Source organism: Vibrio sp. Vb0349 (assembly GCF_033338975.1).
In genome coordinates this window covers 99238-114382 of the sequence record NZ_JAWOTS010000002.1, presented here as the reverse complement: position 1 = coordinate 114382, position 15145 = coordinate 99238, and the positions used below count along the sequence as shown (strand labels likewise).

The following is a 15145-nucleotide window of genomic DNA, read 5'->3' as shown; positions in this document are numbered from 1 at the left end:
CAAGTAAAAAGAAAGGCGAACCATCTGGTTCGCCTTTCTTGTGATCTTCTAAACTTATCGCAAATGGTTATCTTCATCGCGTAGATAAATCATCCAATACCACATGCCAACAAATACGCCACCACCAATAATGTTTCCTATCGTAACAGGAATTAGGTTGTTTACGATGAACCCCATCATGTTTAAGTCCGCGTAGTTTGCAATATCTGCCCCTGTCATTTGCCAAAACGCTTCTGGCGCAAAGTACTTAATACCAATCGCCATAGGTACTTGGAACATATTCGCAATACAGTGCTCAAAACCTGCCGACACGAACATAGCCACAGGCAAAATCATGACCGCTATTTTATCTGTCAATGTTCGCCCACTAAACGTCATCCAAACTGCAATACAAACTAATACGTTACACATGATGCCAAGCGCAACAGCAGCAAAGAAACCATGATGTAATTTGTGTTGGGAGATCGCCATCGCGTTGAGACCAACTTGGCCATGATCAAACATATATTGCTTGGTAACTAGCATACAGGCCACGAGCAAAATGGCCCCAACCATATTGCCAAAATAAACCACCAACCAGTTTTTGATAAGTGCTTGCCAAGAGATTTTTCCACTCGCACGCGCAACTAGTGTCAGCACAGAGCTAGTGAAAAGCTCGCCGCCAGTAACCACCACCAAAATCAAACCAAGGCTAAATGCCAGACCACCAATGAGTCGTGTAATGCCCCAAGGCAGCTCGCCTGCGCCTGTCGTTACTGTGGTATAGAAGATGAAAGCAATACCAATATGAAGCCCCGCAGAAATGGCGAGCAGAAAAGATTTGATTGGAGCTTTCGTTGCTTTGCCTACCCCCACTTCAGCCGCGCGTTCCGCAGCTTGTGGCGGTAATAGTGAGTCAAACTGATTAAAGTTCATTCTGGTGTAACATTTAGAAACATTTAAAGAGGCGCGGATAATCGCTCTATTTCCCTATTTTTTCAAGTGCTATTTGGCGTGTTTACTAAAATCGTTGTTATTGGGAGATAAAGAAATAAATAGCGCCTATCATTCGCTACCGTAAGTATCATTGATACTTAACAAGTATTCGACCTTTCGAACAAAGATCCTGCGTTATATCAGCCTGATAGCGCCATACTTAACACTTCTTGTCGTTGAATGTTGCCCAACGCTACTTTTCAGACTAGCTTGGTAAAAAAAGCGCAAAGGAATCATTTATGAAATATTCAGCTGAACATATCGCCGAATTGAATCTACTTCTTCAGTTCGACCTAAGTAGTGCTGCAACTGGTATTAAAGTTCATACAGACGCGTCAGAAGAAATGCAGGCAGCCGTTGCTCGTCTATATAAGAAGCAACTTTGTACACAGCCTGACGGTGGTTATCTAACAGACGAAGGCATTGAAGTTGCAGAACATGCAGATAAGATTTTAAGAGTTTTGTCTGTGTAATTTGAACAAAAAACGCCACCGAACTCGGTGGCGTTTTTTAGTCCTATATTTTTCCTGTCGATGCCTGTGGCAATAATCGCTTTTTCATTTTGCTAAATGGTTGAACCTTGTCATACAACCAGTTAAAACCAGTGGCATAAAATAGGAAGAAAACGAGGAAGCCGGCTTCCAGCATTAGAGCTTGAAGAAGCGTAATTTCTAAGAACCAGGCAATCACAGGTAGAGAGATAAAGATCAATCCTCCCTCGAAACCAATAGTGTGTCCAAGCCGCATCGCTAAACTTCGCTCAGCTCGATTGTCACCAAACCACTTATCAAAATACAAGTTGTAGATGTAGTTCCATATCACGGTATACATGCTCAACCCGACCCCAACCAACGCGAGATCACTAGAACCCTTTCCAGTGATCAATGAAGCCGCTGGTACAATAATCGCGAGTGCGATTAACTCAAAAAGTACTGCATGAAAAATTCGTTCGTTACGAGTCATATTTCTCTGTCCAAATAGTTCTACTCAATGCTTAGAATTTTATCTATTATTTAGATAACCAAAAGTTAGATACCATCGGTTTAAGCGATATGTTTACCATCGAACAACTGCAAGCTTTCATTGCTACATCAGAAGCAGGATCATTTTCAGGAGCAGCTAGAAAACTGGGGCGAGCTCAATCTGTAGTGAGCCAGCACATCATGAATATGGAGATCGACTGTGGCGTTGAGCTTTTCGATCGATCAGGCAGGTACCCTAAATTAACTGAGAATGGCCTCGCGCTCGTACCTTATGCACAAGCAACAATCAGCCAACTCGACCGCCTAAACAATAGGGCATCACAGCTCTTTTCCACGCCAACGAACAAATTAGTCTTAGCTATTGATGAAGGGATTCCTCTGACTCGCTTGCCGGATGTGCTAAAGAAGTTAGAGCAACGCTTTCCACACTTACAAGTTGAATGCTTAACGGCATCAAGCCCTGATATCATTGAATTGGTTAAGTCGGAACGCGCCACGACTGGGATTATTTTGAGTGATTTACAAATGCCAAGGCACATCGATTTCACCAATCTTGGCAATATTGCATTTGATGTCTATGTTTCTTCAACACATCCTTTAGCAAAGCAGAAAATCACTCACATTGATCAATTAAAACAACATCGTCAATTGGTCATACGATCCAAAAGTGCAGAGCCATGTGGCCTCAATCAAGCATTTAGCCCAGATATCTGGTACGCTGATAACTACTATATTTTGTTGGAATTGGCGAATAAAGGGTTTGGTTGGTGCTTTCTACCACAGCATTTAGTCGCGTATTCACCTAATACATTAGAAAAAGTTGGGGATGATTTCACAAAACTGGCTTGGCAAGTCAATGTTGACCTTATTCAGCACCAGAAATGGCATTCAGATCCCCTCCATCAACAAGCTAAAGCAGAACTGCTCAACCTATTCGGGCAGACATAAGTAAGTAGGAAGACCCAAATGGCAAATACATTGATCGTAGGTGCAGGCTGGCTCGGAACTCCGCTAGCAGAAACATTGATGAAAGATGGACACTATGTTGTCGTCACTCGTCGTAGCCAAACTCGATTAAAAGAGTTACCCACCTCATTAACTCACTCCGCATTGTTCGATTTCAATCAATTGAACGCCACAGCACGGCTAGATGAGCTGCTCAAACAGCATCAAATTACGCACGTTATCGGTGCTTTTCCTCCAGGATTTCGTAAAGGACGCGGTCAAGAATATGCACAGCAATGGCAAATACTTGCCAACGCAGCTAAGCAAAACAACGTTGAAAAACTTCTCATGATCAGCTCTACAACGGTTTACCCTAACCTTGCTTCCGATATGGAAGAAGCTGACGCGTCAATCTCTTTAGCAGCCGAAAGCCCTTATTTCTCTGACAATGCACGTATTATGCTTCAAGCAGAGCAGCATGTTATCGACTCGAATATTAGCTTTGTTATTCTACGTTGTAGCGGATTAATCGGGCTAGATAGACACCCATCTCGCTTTGCAGCAAGGCTTCAACAAGTTAGTCGTAAAGCACCAGCTAATATGCTTCATCAAGATGATGCTGTCTCGGCTGCGAAATTTGCCTTAGGCAATTTAAGCAACCAAGTCATTAATGTTACGACACCTCATACTGTCAGCAAGGCTGAGTTCTACCAAGCTGCCATAAACAAAATCGGAAGTGAGATACCTCTTCCACCCGTCACAGAGCAAGCTGACAAGCGTATTCTTGCTGACAAACTACTCTCACTTGGTTATCGATTTCACTTCAATTCAACTTTGGATGCGCTATGAGACTCTATAGACATATAGAAACGCTTTGGGATTACATGCAACTTAAACATGAACTGAAGCCTGCGGACTGTTTGTTTGTGATGTGCAGTAATGATGTGCGTGTAGCGGAGCACGCTGCCAAGCTCTACCACCAAAAGTTGGCACCTTTGATTGTATTTTCAGGGGGTGAAGGTCGCTTCACAGATGGACTGTTTGAAAAAAGCGAGGCAGAAACCTTTGCCGAGATTGCAAAGTTGTCGGGCGTTCCAAGTGAAGCAATTTTGCTCGAAACTGAATCCACAAACAGTGGAGAAAATGTTCGCTTTACTGAGCAACGATTAAAAGAGGAAGGAAAACAGTGTTCCTCGTTTATTCTGGTACAAAAACCGTTTATGGAGCGTAGAGCAATCGCGACATTTGAAAAACAGTGGCAGTCACCCTACACTCAGCTCCAAGTAAGCTCTGCGGCTCTTCCATTTTTTGAATACATTAATGAAGACATGCCATTAATGATGGTGCTAGAAGCACTAATGGAAGATTTCTCTCGCGTAAAAAGCTATCCAGAGAAAGGATTTCAAACCGAGCAGAACATCCCTCAGCAAGTCGAATCTTCTTACCAGGTTTTACTCGAGCGGTTTGGTTTTGACTTAGTCTAACTTTTTCTAACCGACAACAAAAAGCCACCAAGTTCGGTGGCTTTTCTGTATCAATACGGCTTATTTACCGAGCGCTTCTTTGTAATGTTGGCGGCATACGGAGACATACTTATCGTTACCGCCGATCGCAACTTGATCGCCTTCTTTAATTGCCACGCCGTGTTCATCGGTACGAATAACCATATTCGCTTTGCGGCCGCAATGGCAGATTGTTTTGAGCTCAACCAGCTTGTCTGCCCAAGATAATAGATACTTACTGCCTTCAAAAAGTTCGCCTAGAAAATCGGTGCGAAGGCCGTAACACAATACTGGGATATGCAACTTATCAACGACTTCAGTAAGTTGATAAACTTGTTCTTTCGACAAGAACTGACACTCATCAACAAGAATACAGTGACGTTTTTCAACCTCATTCAGATCTGCGATCTCTTGATACAAATTGGTATCCTGACGAAATAAATGTGCGTCAGATTGAAGACCAATACGAGAGCTCACTTTACCGACACCAAAACGATCATCTAGCGCAGCCGTAAAAATAACTGGCGTCATGCCGCGTTCTTGATAGTTGAAAGAGGATTGAAGAAGCGTTGTTGATTTACCCGCATTCATTGCTGAGTAATAGAAATACATCTGAGCCACAGAGCATTACCTAAAGTTAAAGTTTTAATTTATGGAAATGGAAAATAAAAGGGCTGAATTATCAGCCCTTTAAAAATGAAAATTCAATTACTTACGACGCCACGTTGTGCCTTCTGGACCATCTTCCAGAACAATGCCCATTTCGGTCAGCTTGTCACGAGCCATATCTGCATTCGCCCAATCTTTCGCAGCACGAGAGTCGTTACGCAGCTTGATCAGAGCTTCAATTTCAGCCACTTCATCATCGTTACCCGCATCACCTTTTAGGAAGGCTTCAGGATCTTGGTGAAGAATACCGATCACGTCAGCTAGTTCACGCATTAGCGCACCGAGTTCGCTCGCTTTCTCTAGGTTTTCTGTCTTCAGACGGTTAACTTCTCGCGCCATGTCGAACAGTACTGAGTAAGCTTCTGGTGTGTTGAAGTCATCGTTCATCGCTGCAGTGAAGCGAGATACGTATTCTTCACCACCAGCAGGCGCCGCGTTTAGGTCTAAACCACGTAGAGATGTGTACAGGCGCTCAAGCGAAGCACGTGCTTGGTTTAGGTTATCTTCGCTGTAGTTTAACTGGCTACGGTAGTGACCAGACATTAGGAAGTAACGCACTGTTTCAGCATCGTAGTGACCAAGAACGTCACGGATAGTAAAGAAGTTACCTAGAGATTTAGACATCTTCTCACGGTCTACCATTACCATGCCGCTGTGCATCCATGTGTTCACGTATTGTGTATCGTGTGCACAGCATGATTGCGCGATTTCATTTTCATGGTGTGGGAACTGAAGGTCAGAACCACCGCCGTGAATGTCGAAGTGGTTACCTAGGATTGAAGAGTTCATAGCAGAACATTCAATGTGCCAGCCTGGACGACCTGGACCCCATGGTGACTCCCACGTTGGTTCACCCGGCTTTGACATCTTCCAAAGTACAAAGTCTAGAGGGCTGCGTTTTGCTGTTTCGATATCAACGCGCGCGCCAGCTTGAAGCTGATCAAGGTCTTGCTTAGAAAGCTTGCCGTATTCGTTGAATTTACCTACTTCAAACATTACGTCACCGTTATCTGCAACGTATGCAAAACCGCGCTCGATTAGCTTCTCAACCAATTCGATGATTTCAGCAATAAACTGTGTCGCACGAGGTTCAACGTCCGGACGTTTCATGTTCAGCGCATCAAAATCAGCGTGCATTTCACCAATCAAACGCTCAGTCAATGAATCGCAAGACTCACCATTTTCTGCGGCACGTTTGATGATCTTATCGTCGATATCTGTGATGTTACGTACAAACGTCAGATCGTAGCCCAAGTAGCGAAGGTAACGTGATACAACGTCAAAAGAGACGAAAGTGCGACCGTGACCAATGTGACAGAGATCGTAGATGGTAACTCCACAGACATACATACCGACTTTGCCAGCTGTAATTGGTTTGAATTCCTCTTTCTGTCTTGTGAGTGTGTTATATATCTTTAACATGATCTCTATCTATGATTGTGAATGAATAAAAGAAGATGAGTATATCAACTCCAACCTAGTTAGGTAATAGCAATTAACCGATAAAACGATAATCGGCTAAACTTCAAGCACAAAACGAAGAATTTCCTCTTCCTGAGTTTTTAAAGCACTAGAACTTAGGCTAGAATCTCGGGCTCAACACAACACAGTAAAGGAAAGTAGCATGATCACCCTTCACACTAATTTTGGTGACATCAAGATTCAACTAAACGAAGAGAAAGCGCCAGAGACAAGCGCAAACTTCCTTCAGTACTGCCGCGACGGTTTCTACGACAACACGCTTTTCCACCGTGTTATTGACGGCTTCATGATCCAAGGTGGTGGTATGGAGTCTGGTCTACGTGAAAAAGCGACTCGTGCACCTATCAAGAACGAAGCAAACAATGGCCTTAGCAACAAAGTGGGTACACTTGCTATGGCACGTACTATGGAGCCGCATTCAGCAAGCTCTCAGTTCTTCATCAACGTAAACAACAACACATTCCTAGACTTCCGTAGCGAAAGCCTAGATGGTTGGGGTTACTGTGTGTTCGGTGAAGTAATCGAAGGCATGGACATCGTAAATAAGATCAAAGGCGTTAGCACTGGTTCTTACGGCATGCACCAAGACGTACCTCTAGAAGACGTAGTAATCACTGGTACAACAATTGAAGAGTAATTCTTAGGAATTATTTTTAAAAGATAAGTTAATGGGGAGGCATAGCTTCCCCTTATTTCTATGACGACATTATTTATTTCCGATCTTCACCTTACCCCATCACGTCCTGATATCACGGAATGTTTTGTGACGTTCATGCGAACAGAAGCAACAAAAGCTGATGCACTTTATGTACTCGGCGATCTGTTTGAATTCTGGATTGGTGACGATGACAACACCCCTTTTGCAGACCAAATCCGTGCAGAATTTAAAGCACTGACGGATGCGGGTGTGCCAACTTTTTTCATCCAAGGCAATCGAGATTTTTTACTCGGCAAACGCTTTTGCAAAGAAACCGGTATGACATTACTCGACGATGTCTGCACGATTGATCTTTATGGTCAAAAAGCCGTAATCCTACATGGCGATACGCTCTGCATTGACGATGTGAAATACCAAGAGTTTAGAAAAACCGTTCACAAGCCATGGCTACAATGGTTGTTTAACCGTATTCCTTGGTTCATTAAGAAGAAAATTGTCTCAAAAGTTCAATCCGATATTCGTGATGATAAAATGAGCAAGTCATTAGATATCATGGACGTCAACCAAAATGAGGTCGAGAAAGTGATGTCTCAGAACTGCGTCAACTTAATGATTCATGGTCACACACATCGCCCGAACACACATTTTTTTGACGTCGATGGCGTTAAAAAGACCCGAATTGTTTTAGGGGATTGGTATACGCAAGGCTCAGTTTTAAAAGTAAATTCTGATAGTTTTGACCTACAAACGAGACCGTTCATACAGAATTTGCGTTAAGCATGTAGAGCGTGTAGAAGATTCACGCTCAAGTCGTAGATATTTTGTAAAAAATCGCTATTATCATAATACTAAGTTAAACAGAACGAAGTACCTAATTGAAGTATTCTTACGTAGCTCGCCAACCGATTCTGGATAGAGAAAAACGAACCATAGGTTACGAACTCCTCTTTCGAGACGGCCCTAAAAATACCTTCCCTGAAGTAGAACCAGAGCTGGCTACTAGTCGACTGCTATCCGATCATTTTTTGTCGACGCATTACAACACATTAGGAAACAAACTTGGCTTTGTTAACTTTCCGCATCAAAGCTTGGTGAACTTGGTCCCAACTTTGTTCCCTAAAGAATCTCTCGTCATTGAAGTCCTTGAAGACTGCGAACCGACAGAAGAACTGTTAGAAGCCATCAAGCACCTTCATGAGTGCGGATACAAAATTGCTCTGGATGATTTTGTTCCGACGAAAGCTTGGAAGCGTTTTCTTCCATACGTTTCCATGATCAAGTTTGATATTAGACTTGTGCCGATCAAGAAAGCTGCCATTTTTATTCAGGCGTTGAGCCCATTTAAAATCGACTTTCTTGCGGAAAAGGTAGAGACCTATGAAGAGTTTGAGCAAGCTCTAGAAGCCGGTTTTAACTATTTTCAAGGGTATTTTTTTAGCAAACCTGAGATGATCCAGAAAAAACGGTTGAACCCCGCGTTTCTTACCGTCATCCAACTTTGTAAAGAGATTGCAGATAAGCCCATCGACTTCAATGAGGTTGAACGTCTGTTTTCGATTGATGTGACGCTGTCATACAAGCTGCTTACTTACGTAAATTCAGGATATACATTAACGACTAAGATCAAATCGTTCAGACAGGCGCTTATTTATCTGGGTGAAGAGCGACTACGACGCTTTATTTCCTTAGTTGCAATTGCGTCCGTTCAAGAAGATAAACCTGACTCTCTTTACTCTTTAGCGATTCAGCGTGCACGAATGTGTGAACTGTTACTTAGTCAAATGAACACTAGGTATGACCCTGGGCAGGCTTTTTTGACAGGCATGTTTTCTTTACTCGGCTCTTTGCTCGATCAACCGCTCTCGGATGTCATTGAAGATATCCCCGTTGACGAAGATATAAAACTCGCATTAACCAGTCGAAAAGGCGTACTTGGTCACTTACTTTCGATGACGATCGCCTATGAACAAGCGGACTGGGAGTTAGCCGAGCGATATTGCACCGTTCTTAAATTAACCGAACCTCAATTAGCGGACGCTTTTAATCAATCTACCGAGTGGGCTCAAGAACTGCTGTCTCAAACGCCCTAAATCGCTATAATGCCTCACCTCCAGCCTCGCAATTGTGAGGTTGTTTGTTTTTACCGCTTAATTAATCGAGATTTCATTTTATGGCTTCTTCTTGCCCTTGCGGATCTAACCGCACCTACCAACAGTGTTGTGAAATTGCCCACAACAACCATGCTGACGTCACCACTCCAGAGCAGTTAATGCGCTCTCGTTACAGTGCGCATGTGTTAGGTCTAGTCGATTACGTGGTGAACACGTACCACACAAGCTGTAATGCAGAAGAGCAACGTGAAGGCATTGCCCAATCTATCGACAGCGATTGGTGCAAACTTGAAGTTGTAAAAACAGAAGCTGGCAGTAATGACAATGAAGGCTTTGTCGAATTTAGCGCTTATTTTGATGAAGACGGCAAGCGCTACTGTATGACAGAGCGTTCTCGCTTTGTAAAAGAAAATGGGCTTTGGTACTACATTGACGGCACGTTTCCAGAAGAAGAGCTAGAAGAAAAACCAGAACAAGATCCTCGCCTAAACCAACCAGTGAGTAGCCTAAAAGTAGGTCGCAACGACCCGTGTATCTGTGGAAGCGGTAAAAAGTTTAAAAAGTGTTGTGGGTAAAGCATCCATACCTAGCTTATTGTGCTCGATTTAATTGGATTCTTGACCTCACCTAGGTTCGTTGGAGTGACGTGAATATATGTACCTATTTGAAGTAAATAACTCTACTGCAAGTACCATTAGAAAATATACCGTCATTCTGAACAGCGAGGAACGAGTGTGATTCAGAGTCTAATCGCTACTAGCACTGTTGCCGGGTTTTCCCCCGAATCAAGAACACTAAAGTAAAAAAGCCCCTAGGCTCGAGAGCATAGGGGCTTTCATTTATTTATAGCAGGTTTATTTATGACGCTCTTTCAGTTTGTTCACTACGTCATTCATCGATAAGCCTTGGTCTTGAAGCAATACCAGCAAGTGGTAAATCAAGTCTGCTGATTCACACACTAGCTCCGCCTTATCGCCCGACGTCGCCGCAAGCGCGACTTCAACGCCTTCTTCGCCCACTTTTTGCGAAATACGCTTGGTGCCACGGGCATAAAGACTGGCAGTATAAGAGGAATCTGGGTCGGCACTCTTGCGGGCAGCCAATAGCTGCTCAAGTTGATGAAGCCACACCATTTGTGACTCCTCTTGAGGGTCCACATCCCAGCAAGTTGTGTTGCCCAAGTGACACGTAGGACCAATGGGATTCACTTTCACCAGTAGCGTATCGTTGTCGCAATCGAGCTGCATGTTCACCAATTGCAATACGTTGCCAGAGGTCTCCCCCTTCGTCCAAAGACGTTGCTTGGTACGAGAGAAAAACGTCACTTGACCTGTTTCGCCCGTTTTTGCCAACGCATCTTGGTTCATGTAACCCATCATCAACACTTGGCTTGATTGGAAATCTTGTACGATGGCAGGTACCAGACCATCCACCTTTTCCCAGTTGATTCGCTCAGCTAGCGAACTTACTTCGGCGGCTTTTACACTCATAGTCGTACCTCAATGCCTTGTTGTTTCAAATACTGCTTTAGTTCACCAATATTGATGACTTGTTTGTGGAATACCGATGCGGCAAGCGCGCCATCCACATTGGCTTTTTGGTATGCTTCCGCAAAGTGCTCCATAGCACCCGCGCCACCCGATGCAATCAGCGGTACATTACATACTTCGCGCACCATATTCAGTTGTTCGATGTCGTAGCCGTTACGCACACCGTCTTGGTTCATCATGTTCAGTACGATTTCACCAGCGCCGCGTTTTTGTACTTCTTGCACCCAATCACGCGTTTCCCATTGGGTCGCTTTGGTGCGTTCTTCATCGCCAGTAAACTGGTAAACCTGATACTTGCCTGTCTCTTTGTCGTAGTATGAATCGATACCAACGACGATACATTGCACACCAAACTTATCAGCAAGGTCAGTAATCAGTTGCGGGTTAGCCAATGCAGGTGAGTTAATAGACACTTTGTCTGCGCCAAACTCAAGAATGCGCGCCGCGTCTTCTGCTGATTTAATACCACCAGCCACACAGAACGGGATATCAATCACTTCTGCGACGCGAGCGACCCAACTTTTATCGACGACACGACCATCACTTGAAGCGGTAATATCGTAGAACACAAGCTCGTCAGCGCCTTCTTCAGCATAACGCTGCGCCAGAGGAACGATGTCACCAATAATTTCGTGGTTGCGAAACTGGACGCCCTTCACCACTTGTCCATCACGAACATCAAGACATGGAATTATTCGCTTTGCCAACATGCAAACGCCTCCTCTGCTGTGAACTTACCATCTAACAATGCACGACCAACAATCACGCCAGCAACACCGCTGCCTTTTAGTGCTTCGATATCCGCTAATGAACCGATGCCACCTGAAGATTGGAACTGCACTTGCGGGTACTGTTTACATAAGTCGACGTAAAGCTCAACGTTTGAACCTTCTAGCGTACCGTCACGAGAAATGTCCGTGCAAAGCACATGCTGTAGACCTACCGTCAGATAATCGTTGACCAAAGCTTCGATAGTCACGCCTGAATCTTCTTGCCAACCAGAGATCGCTACCTTACGTGTGCCGTCTTGATCGATGTTGATGTCTAGCGCGAGAACGATTTTCTCTGCACCGTATTTTTCCATCCAACCTTTCACAAGCTCTGGCTGTTTTACCGCTGTAGAACCAACGACAACGCGCTGCGCACCGGCTTCTAACAGATCAATCACGTCCTGCTCTGTACGCACTCCACCACCAATTTGGATGTTCGCTGGCGTACTTGCTAATAGCTTTGCAATCAAATCAAGTTGACGTGCTGTCGTGTCTTTCGCGCCAGTTAAATCCACTAAGTGTAGCCAGTTAGCACCTGCTTGGTGGTACAAATTAAACTGCTCTGCTGGGTCGACTTTGTACTCGGTAACTTGACCGTAATCACCTTGATAAAGGCGAACCACCTGTCCTTCAATTAAATCAAGAGCTGGAATAATCACACTAAATCCCTTTTATAATTCTAAGAAGTTTTGAATAAGCTTCGCGCCCGCTTTTGAAGAACGCTCAGGGTGGAATTGCACACCGTAGTAGTTGCCACTTTGTACTGCTGCTGTGAACGGGTTGCCGTATTCACACTCGGCAATCGTGTAATCCCCGACAGGCATTGCAAAGCTGTGTACAAAGTAGAAGTACTCACCTTCTTCAATGCCTTTGAACAGTGGGTTACCTGCTTTTGCAGACACTGTATTCCACCCCATATGCGGCAGCGGTAAATCGCCGGTTTGTAGCAACTTCACTTCGCCATCACAAAGTCCAAGACACTCAACCAACTCATCTGCTTTCTGCCCTTTCTCTTGAGACACTTTGCCCAATAGTTGCATGCCTAAACAGATACCTAGCAAAGGCTTTTCTACCTGTTTTACCAAGCTGATAAGATCGCGCTCTTCTAGGTTCTTCATCGCTTCACTGGCAGTCCCCACTCCCGGTAGAAATAGCTTGTCAGCTGCCAATACAACTTGTGGATCTTTTGAAATAGTTACGTCATAACCTAGGCGTTCGATGGCAAACTTCACCGAAGAAACGTTGGCACAGCCAGTATCGATAATGACAACTTTCTGTTCTGTCACTGTTTTTCTCCTTGCTAACGTGAGCCTTAAAGCACGCCTTTACTACTTGGTAGCTCAGTGCCTTCTACTTTGATTGCTTGACGTAAAGTACGACCAAACGCTTTAAACAAGCTTTCAATGATGTGGTGGTCATTATTGCCCGCAGAAGACAGGTGCAGCGTACACGCTAGGGTGTCAGTCAGAGAACGGAAGAAGTGAACCACCATCTCTGTTGAAAGATCACCCACTTGCTCACGGCTAAACTGCGCGTCGAACTTAAGGTAGGGACGACCTGATAGGTCTAGCGCACATTGTGCTAAACACTCATCCATTGGCAGGCTGAAACCAAAGCGACCAATACCACGCTTGTCACCCAGCGCTTCTTTCAACGCCTGACCCAAGGCAAGAGCGGTATCTTCTACTGTGTGGTGATCATCGATGTGAAGGTCTCCTTCCACTTTGCACACCATTTGGAATCCACCGTGCGTCGCAATTTGATCCAACATGTGGTCGAAGAAACCAAGACCCGTTGAGATGTCATTACCGCCTTGCTCATCAAGATTAACCGCAACTTTGATGTCCGTTTCTTTTGTGGTACGAATCACTTCAGCAACACGAGCTTTCACCGTCAGATCTTTCAGGATCTGTTTCCAACCCATGGTTTCTGGGTTGTATTGAATACCACGAATTGCCATATTTTCTGCAAGTTGAAGATCGGTTTGACGATCACCAATCACAACAGAGTTTTGAAAATCAACTTTGCCACCTTGTAGATACTCTTTTACCAAGCCCAATTTAGGCTTACGGCAAGAGCAGTTATCTTCATCAAAGTGAGGACAAATCAGCACGTCGTCAAACTTCACACCTTGAGACTCAAAGATCTCCATCATCATGTTGTGTGGAGCATCAAAGTCTGCTTGTGGGTAGCTGTCGGTACCCAAACCATCTTGGTTCGTGACCATCACTAGGCGGTATCCGGCATCCTGCAACGACAACAGGCTTGGGATAACAAACGGCTCTAGTTTTAGCTTATCTAAACGGTCTACTTGAAAATCAACTGGCGGCTCAACAATTAAGGTGCCATCACGGTCGATAAAAAGGATTTTTTGTTGTTTGCTCACTCGAACTTCCTTATTGCTATTCTTTTGGCGCTCCCGCTATTGAGCAAGAGCGATAAATTTTTTCTCTACTTATGAGTAGTAGTTTCTAATAAATCCAAGTGTTTTTTCGCACTCGTCACGGTTACCCACACTGATACGTACGCAGTTCTCAATTGGCGAGTTGCGTAAAATAATTCCCATCTCCCAAGCGGCTTTGAAAAGCCCATCACCATCTGGGAATTTCACCAATAGGTAGTTCCCCCACCCTTCAAACACTTCCAAACCCGGAATCATTGAAAGACCAACTTGCAAGTAGGCACGGTTTGCATTCAGATCGAGAACTTGGAACTTCGCTCGCGCTAGGCCTGCTTCAGAAAGCGCTTGAGTGGCAATTTCTGCTACTGGCACCGGTACTGGATATGGTGCGATAACTTTAAGAAGTACATTAATCAGCTCTTCGTTCGCAAGCGTAAATCCACAACGCAGACCTGCAAGCGCAAAAGCTTTCGACAGAGTGCGCAGAATTGCGAGATTCGGGTATTGCGCCAGTAAATCTACCGTTGATGCTTCAGGGCAAAAATCAATGTACGCTTCATCCATCACCACGATTGCACGGTCTTTTGTCATCTCAAGCAGAGACACAATGTCCTCACGCTTAACCAAATTACCCGTTGGGTTGTTTGGCGAACATACAAAAACCAGCTTCACGTTATCCAGATTAGCTTCGATGCCAGCAAGGTCTAGTTGCCAATCTGACGTTAGCGGCACGGTTTTGCGCTCTACACCGATGGTTTCTGCACTGATGGCGTACATACCGTAAGTTGGTGGGCAGTAAAGAATCGCATCTTCACCCGGCTCACAGAATGCACGAATTAATAACTCAATACCTTCGTCTGCGCCGCGAGAAGTCAGTGTTTGTTCTGGTTTCACAGCCGCATACGCTGCGTAAGCGGAAATCAGTTCTTTCGGTTGGCATTCGCTGTAACGATTAAGACGAGCAAAGTCTGTTTTGTATTCATTGTTAAATGGTGATTCGTTGGCATTTAGCCATACGTCACCCGTACCACCGATTCGGCGAGCCGACATATAAGGGGTAAGCTGTTGGACTTGTTTACGCGCTAGCTTTTCCATCTCA

The 15145-nt window shown here is 44.5% G+C and carries 18 protein-coding genes; 8 read left to right on the top strand and 10 right to left on the bottom strand.

All coding sequences use genetic code 11. The features are described from left to right. Positions 1-54 precede the first annotated feature (54 nt). Positions 55-915, bottom strand: coding sequence for a formate transporter FocA (gene focA / locus R7Q47_RS03835; RefSeq protein WP_005378146.1), 861 nt, complete (start codon positions 913-915; stop codon positions 55-57). 299 nt (positions 916-1214) lie between these two features. Here focA and R7Q47_RS03830 point away from each other — a divergent pair, with 299 nt between their 5' ends. Then, positions 1215-1448: a TIGR02647 family protein gene (locus R7Q47_RS03830; RefSeq protein ID WP_005387662.1), complete on the top strand. Its 234-nt coding sequence runs from the start codon at positions 1215-1217 to the stop codon at positions 1446-1448. A gap of 43 nt (positions 1449-1491) precedes the next feature. Here R7Q47_RS03830 and R7Q47_RS03825 read toward each other — a convergent pair whose 3' ends face one another. Continuing rightward, a complete protein-coding gene (locus R7Q47_RS03825) occupies positions 1492-1938 on the bottom strand; it encodes a PACE efflux transporter (RefSeq protein ID WP_042522041.1) in 447 nt (148 codons plus the stop codon). An 89-nt stretch (positions 1939-2027) separates the two neighbouring features. On the opposite strand from R7Q47_RS03825, the gene R7Q47_RS03820 reads away from it, so the two are divergent. The 3 genes from R7Q47_RS03820 to R7Q47_RS03810 are packed head-to-tail and all read left to right on the top strand — an operon-like array spanning position 2028 to position 4387. After that, positions 2028-2906: a LysR family transcriptional regulator gene (locus tag R7Q47_RS03820; protein ID WP_137281859.1), complete on the top strand. Its 879-nt coding sequence runs from the start codon at positions 2028-2030 to the stop codon at positions 2904-2906. An 18-nt stretch (positions 2907-2924) separates the two neighbouring features. After that, positions 2925-3752, top strand: a complete 828-nt coding sequence (locus tag R7Q47_RS03815; RefSeq protein WP_248487496.1) for an NAD-dependent epimerase/dehydratase family protein — start codon at positions 2925-2927, stop codon at positions 3750-3752. Continuing rightward, entirely contained in the window at positions 3749-4387 is a 639-nt protein-coding gene (locus R7Q47_RS03810) for a YdcF family protein (RefSeq protein ID WP_137281858.1), read from the top strand. Before R7Q47_RS03815 ends, R7Q47_RS03810 begins: the two co-directional genes overlap by 4 nt. A gap of 60 nt (positions 4388-4447) precedes the next feature. Here the strand turns inward: R7Q47_RS03810 and R7Q47_RS03805 are convergent, their stop codons facing one another. Both R7Q47_RS03805 and cysS read right to left on the bottom strand, forming a co-directional pair. Beyond that, on the bottom strand, positions 4448-5026 hold the full coding sequence (locus R7Q47_RS03805; RefSeq protein WP_042522050.1) for a thymidine kinase: 579 nt from the start codon (positions 5024-5026) through the stop codon (positions 4448-4450). An 87-nt stretch (positions 5027-5113) separates the two neighbouring features. Beyond that, on the bottom strand, positions 5114-6496 hold the full coding sequence (cysS, locus tag R7Q47_RS03800) for a cysteine--tRNA ligase (RefSeq protein ID WP_005378155.1): 1383 nt from the start codon (positions 6494-6496) through the stop codon (positions 5114-5116). A 202-nt stretch (positions 6497-6698) separates the two neighbouring features. Between cysS and R7Q47_RS03795 the strand changes: the two genes are divergently transcribed. From R7Q47_RS03795 to R7Q47_RS03780, 4 genes are all read left to right on the top strand, one after another. Then, on the top strand, positions 6699-7193 hold the full coding sequence (locus R7Q47_RS03795) for a peptidylprolyl isomerase (protein ID WP_005378156.1): 495 nt from the start codon (positions 6699-6701) through the stop codon (positions 7191-7193). A gap of 60 nt (positions 7194-7253) precedes the next feature. After that, a complete protein-coding gene (gene lpxH, locus R7Q47_RS03790) occupies positions 7254-7991 on the top strand; it encodes a UDP-2,3-diacylglucosamine diphosphatase (protein WP_005389817.1) in 738 nt (245 codons plus the stop codon). Between the two features lie 98 nt (positions 7992-8089). Then, entirely contained in the window at positions 8090-9304 is a 1215-nt protein-coding gene (locus tag R7Q47_RS03785) for an EAL and HDOD domain-containing protein (RefSeq protein ID WP_005378158.1), read from the top strand. Positions 9305-9384: 80 nt separating this feature from the next. Further along, a complete protein-coding gene (locus R7Q47_RS03780; RefSeq protein ID WP_318088655.1) occupies positions 9385-9900 on the top strand; it encodes a YchJ family protein in 516 nt (171 codons plus the stop codon). A 279-nt stretch (positions 9901-10179) separates the two neighbouring features. Here R7Q47_RS03780 and hisIE read toward each other — a convergent pair whose 3' ends face one another. From hisIE to hisC, 6 genes are all read right to left on the bottom strand, one after another. Next, complete coding sequence (gene hisIE, locus R7Q47_RS03775; RefSeq protein ID WP_005389826.1) at positions 10180-10815, bottom strand: bifunctional phosphoribosyl-AMP cyclohydrolase/phosphoribosyl-ATP diphosphatase HisIE; 636 nt, start codon at positions 10813-10815, stop codon at positions 10180-10182. Beyond that, complete coding sequence (gene hisF, locus R7Q47_RS03770; RefSeq protein WP_004749837.1) at positions 10812-11585, bottom strand: imidazole glycerol phosphate synthase subunit HisF; 774 nt, start codon at positions 11583-11585, stop codon at positions 10812-10814. Before hisF ends, hisIE begins: the two co-directional genes overlap by 4 nt. Continuing rightward, a complete protein-coding gene (gene hisA, locus R7Q47_RS03765; RefSeq protein WP_009698177.1) occupies positions 11567-12304 on the bottom strand; it encodes a 1-(5-phosphoribosyl)-5-[(5-phosphoribosylamino)methylideneamino]imidazole-4-carboxamide isomerase in 738 nt (245 codons plus the stop codon). The genes hisF and hisA overlap by 19 nt, the downstream gene beginning before the upstream one ends. A 12-nt stretch (positions 12305-12316) precedes the next feature. Further along, on the bottom strand, positions 12317-12931 hold the full coding sequence (hisH, locus tag R7Q47_RS03760) for an imidazole glycerol phosphate synthase subunit HisH (RefSeq protein WP_005450758.1): 615 nt from the start codon (positions 12929-12931) through the stop codon (positions 12317-12319). A gap of 26 nt (positions 12932-12957) precedes the next feature. Further along, positions 12958-14031 carry a bifunctional histidinol-phosphatase/imidazoleglycerol-phosphate dehydratase HisB gene (gene hisB / locus R7Q47_RS03755; RefSeq protein ID WP_005427528.1) on the bottom strand — a complete coding sequence of 358 codons (1074 nt, stop codon included), beginning with the start codon at positions 14029-14031 and terminating at the stop codon, positions 12958-12960. Positions 14032-14100: 69 nt separating this feature from the next. Beyond that, complete coding sequence (hisC, locus tag R7Q47_RS03750; RefSeq protein ID WP_248487492.1) at positions 14101-15141, bottom strand: histidinol-phosphate transaminase; 1041 nt, start codon at positions 15139-15141, stop codon at positions 14101-14103. Positions 15142-15145 lie beyond the last annotated feature (4 nt).

Coding starts and splice junctions, on each gene's coding strand:
- hisC (WP_248487492.1), bottom strand. CDS start 15,141: ATGGAAAAGCTAGCGCGTAAACAAGTCCAACAGCTTACCCCTTATATG.
- R7Q47_RS03780 (WP_318088655.1), top strand. CDS start 9,385: ATGGCTTCTTCTTGCCCTTGCGGATCTAACCGCACCTACCAACAGTGT.
- R7Q47_RS03825 (WP_042522041.1), bottom strand. CDS start 1,938: ATGACTCGTAACGAACGAATTTTTCATGCAGTACTTTTTGAGTTAATC.
- hisIE (WP_005389826.1), bottom strand. CDS start 10,815: ATGAGTGTAAAAGCCGCCGAAGTAAGTTCGCTAGCTGAGCGAATCAAC.
- cysS (WP_005378155.1), bottom strand. CDS start 6,496: ATGTTAAAGATATATAACACACTCACAAGACAGAAAGAGGAATTCAAA.
- R7Q47_RS03820 (WP_137281859.1), top strand. CDS start 2,028: ATGTTTACCATCGAACAACTGCAAGCTTTCATTGCTACATCAGAAGCA.
- R7Q47_RS03830 (WP_005387662.1), top strand. CDS start 1,215: ATGAAATATTCAGCTGAACATATCGCCGAATTGAATCTACTTCTTCAG.
- R7Q47_RS03795 (WP_005378156.1), top strand. CDS start 6,699: ATGATCACCCTTCACACTAATTTTGGTGACATCAAGATTCAACTAAAC.
- hisF (WP_004749837.1), bottom strand. CDS start 11,585: ATGTTGGCAAAGCGAATAATTCCATGTCTTGATGTTCGTGATGGACAA.
- R7Q47_RS03815 (WP_248487496.1), top strand. CDS start 2,925: ATGGCAAATACATTGATCGTAGGTGCAGGCTGGCTCGGAACTCCGCTA.
- focA (WP_005378146.1), bottom strand. CDS start 915: ATGAACTTTAATCAGTTTGACTCACTATTACCGCCACAAGCTGCGGAA.
- lpxH (WP_005389817.1), top strand. CDS start 7,254: ATGACGACATTATTTATTTCCGATCTTCACCTTACCCCATCACGTCCT.
- R7Q47_RS03810 (WP_137281858.1), top strand. CDS start 3,749: ATGAGACTCTATAGACATATAGAAACGCTTTGGGATTACATGCAACTT.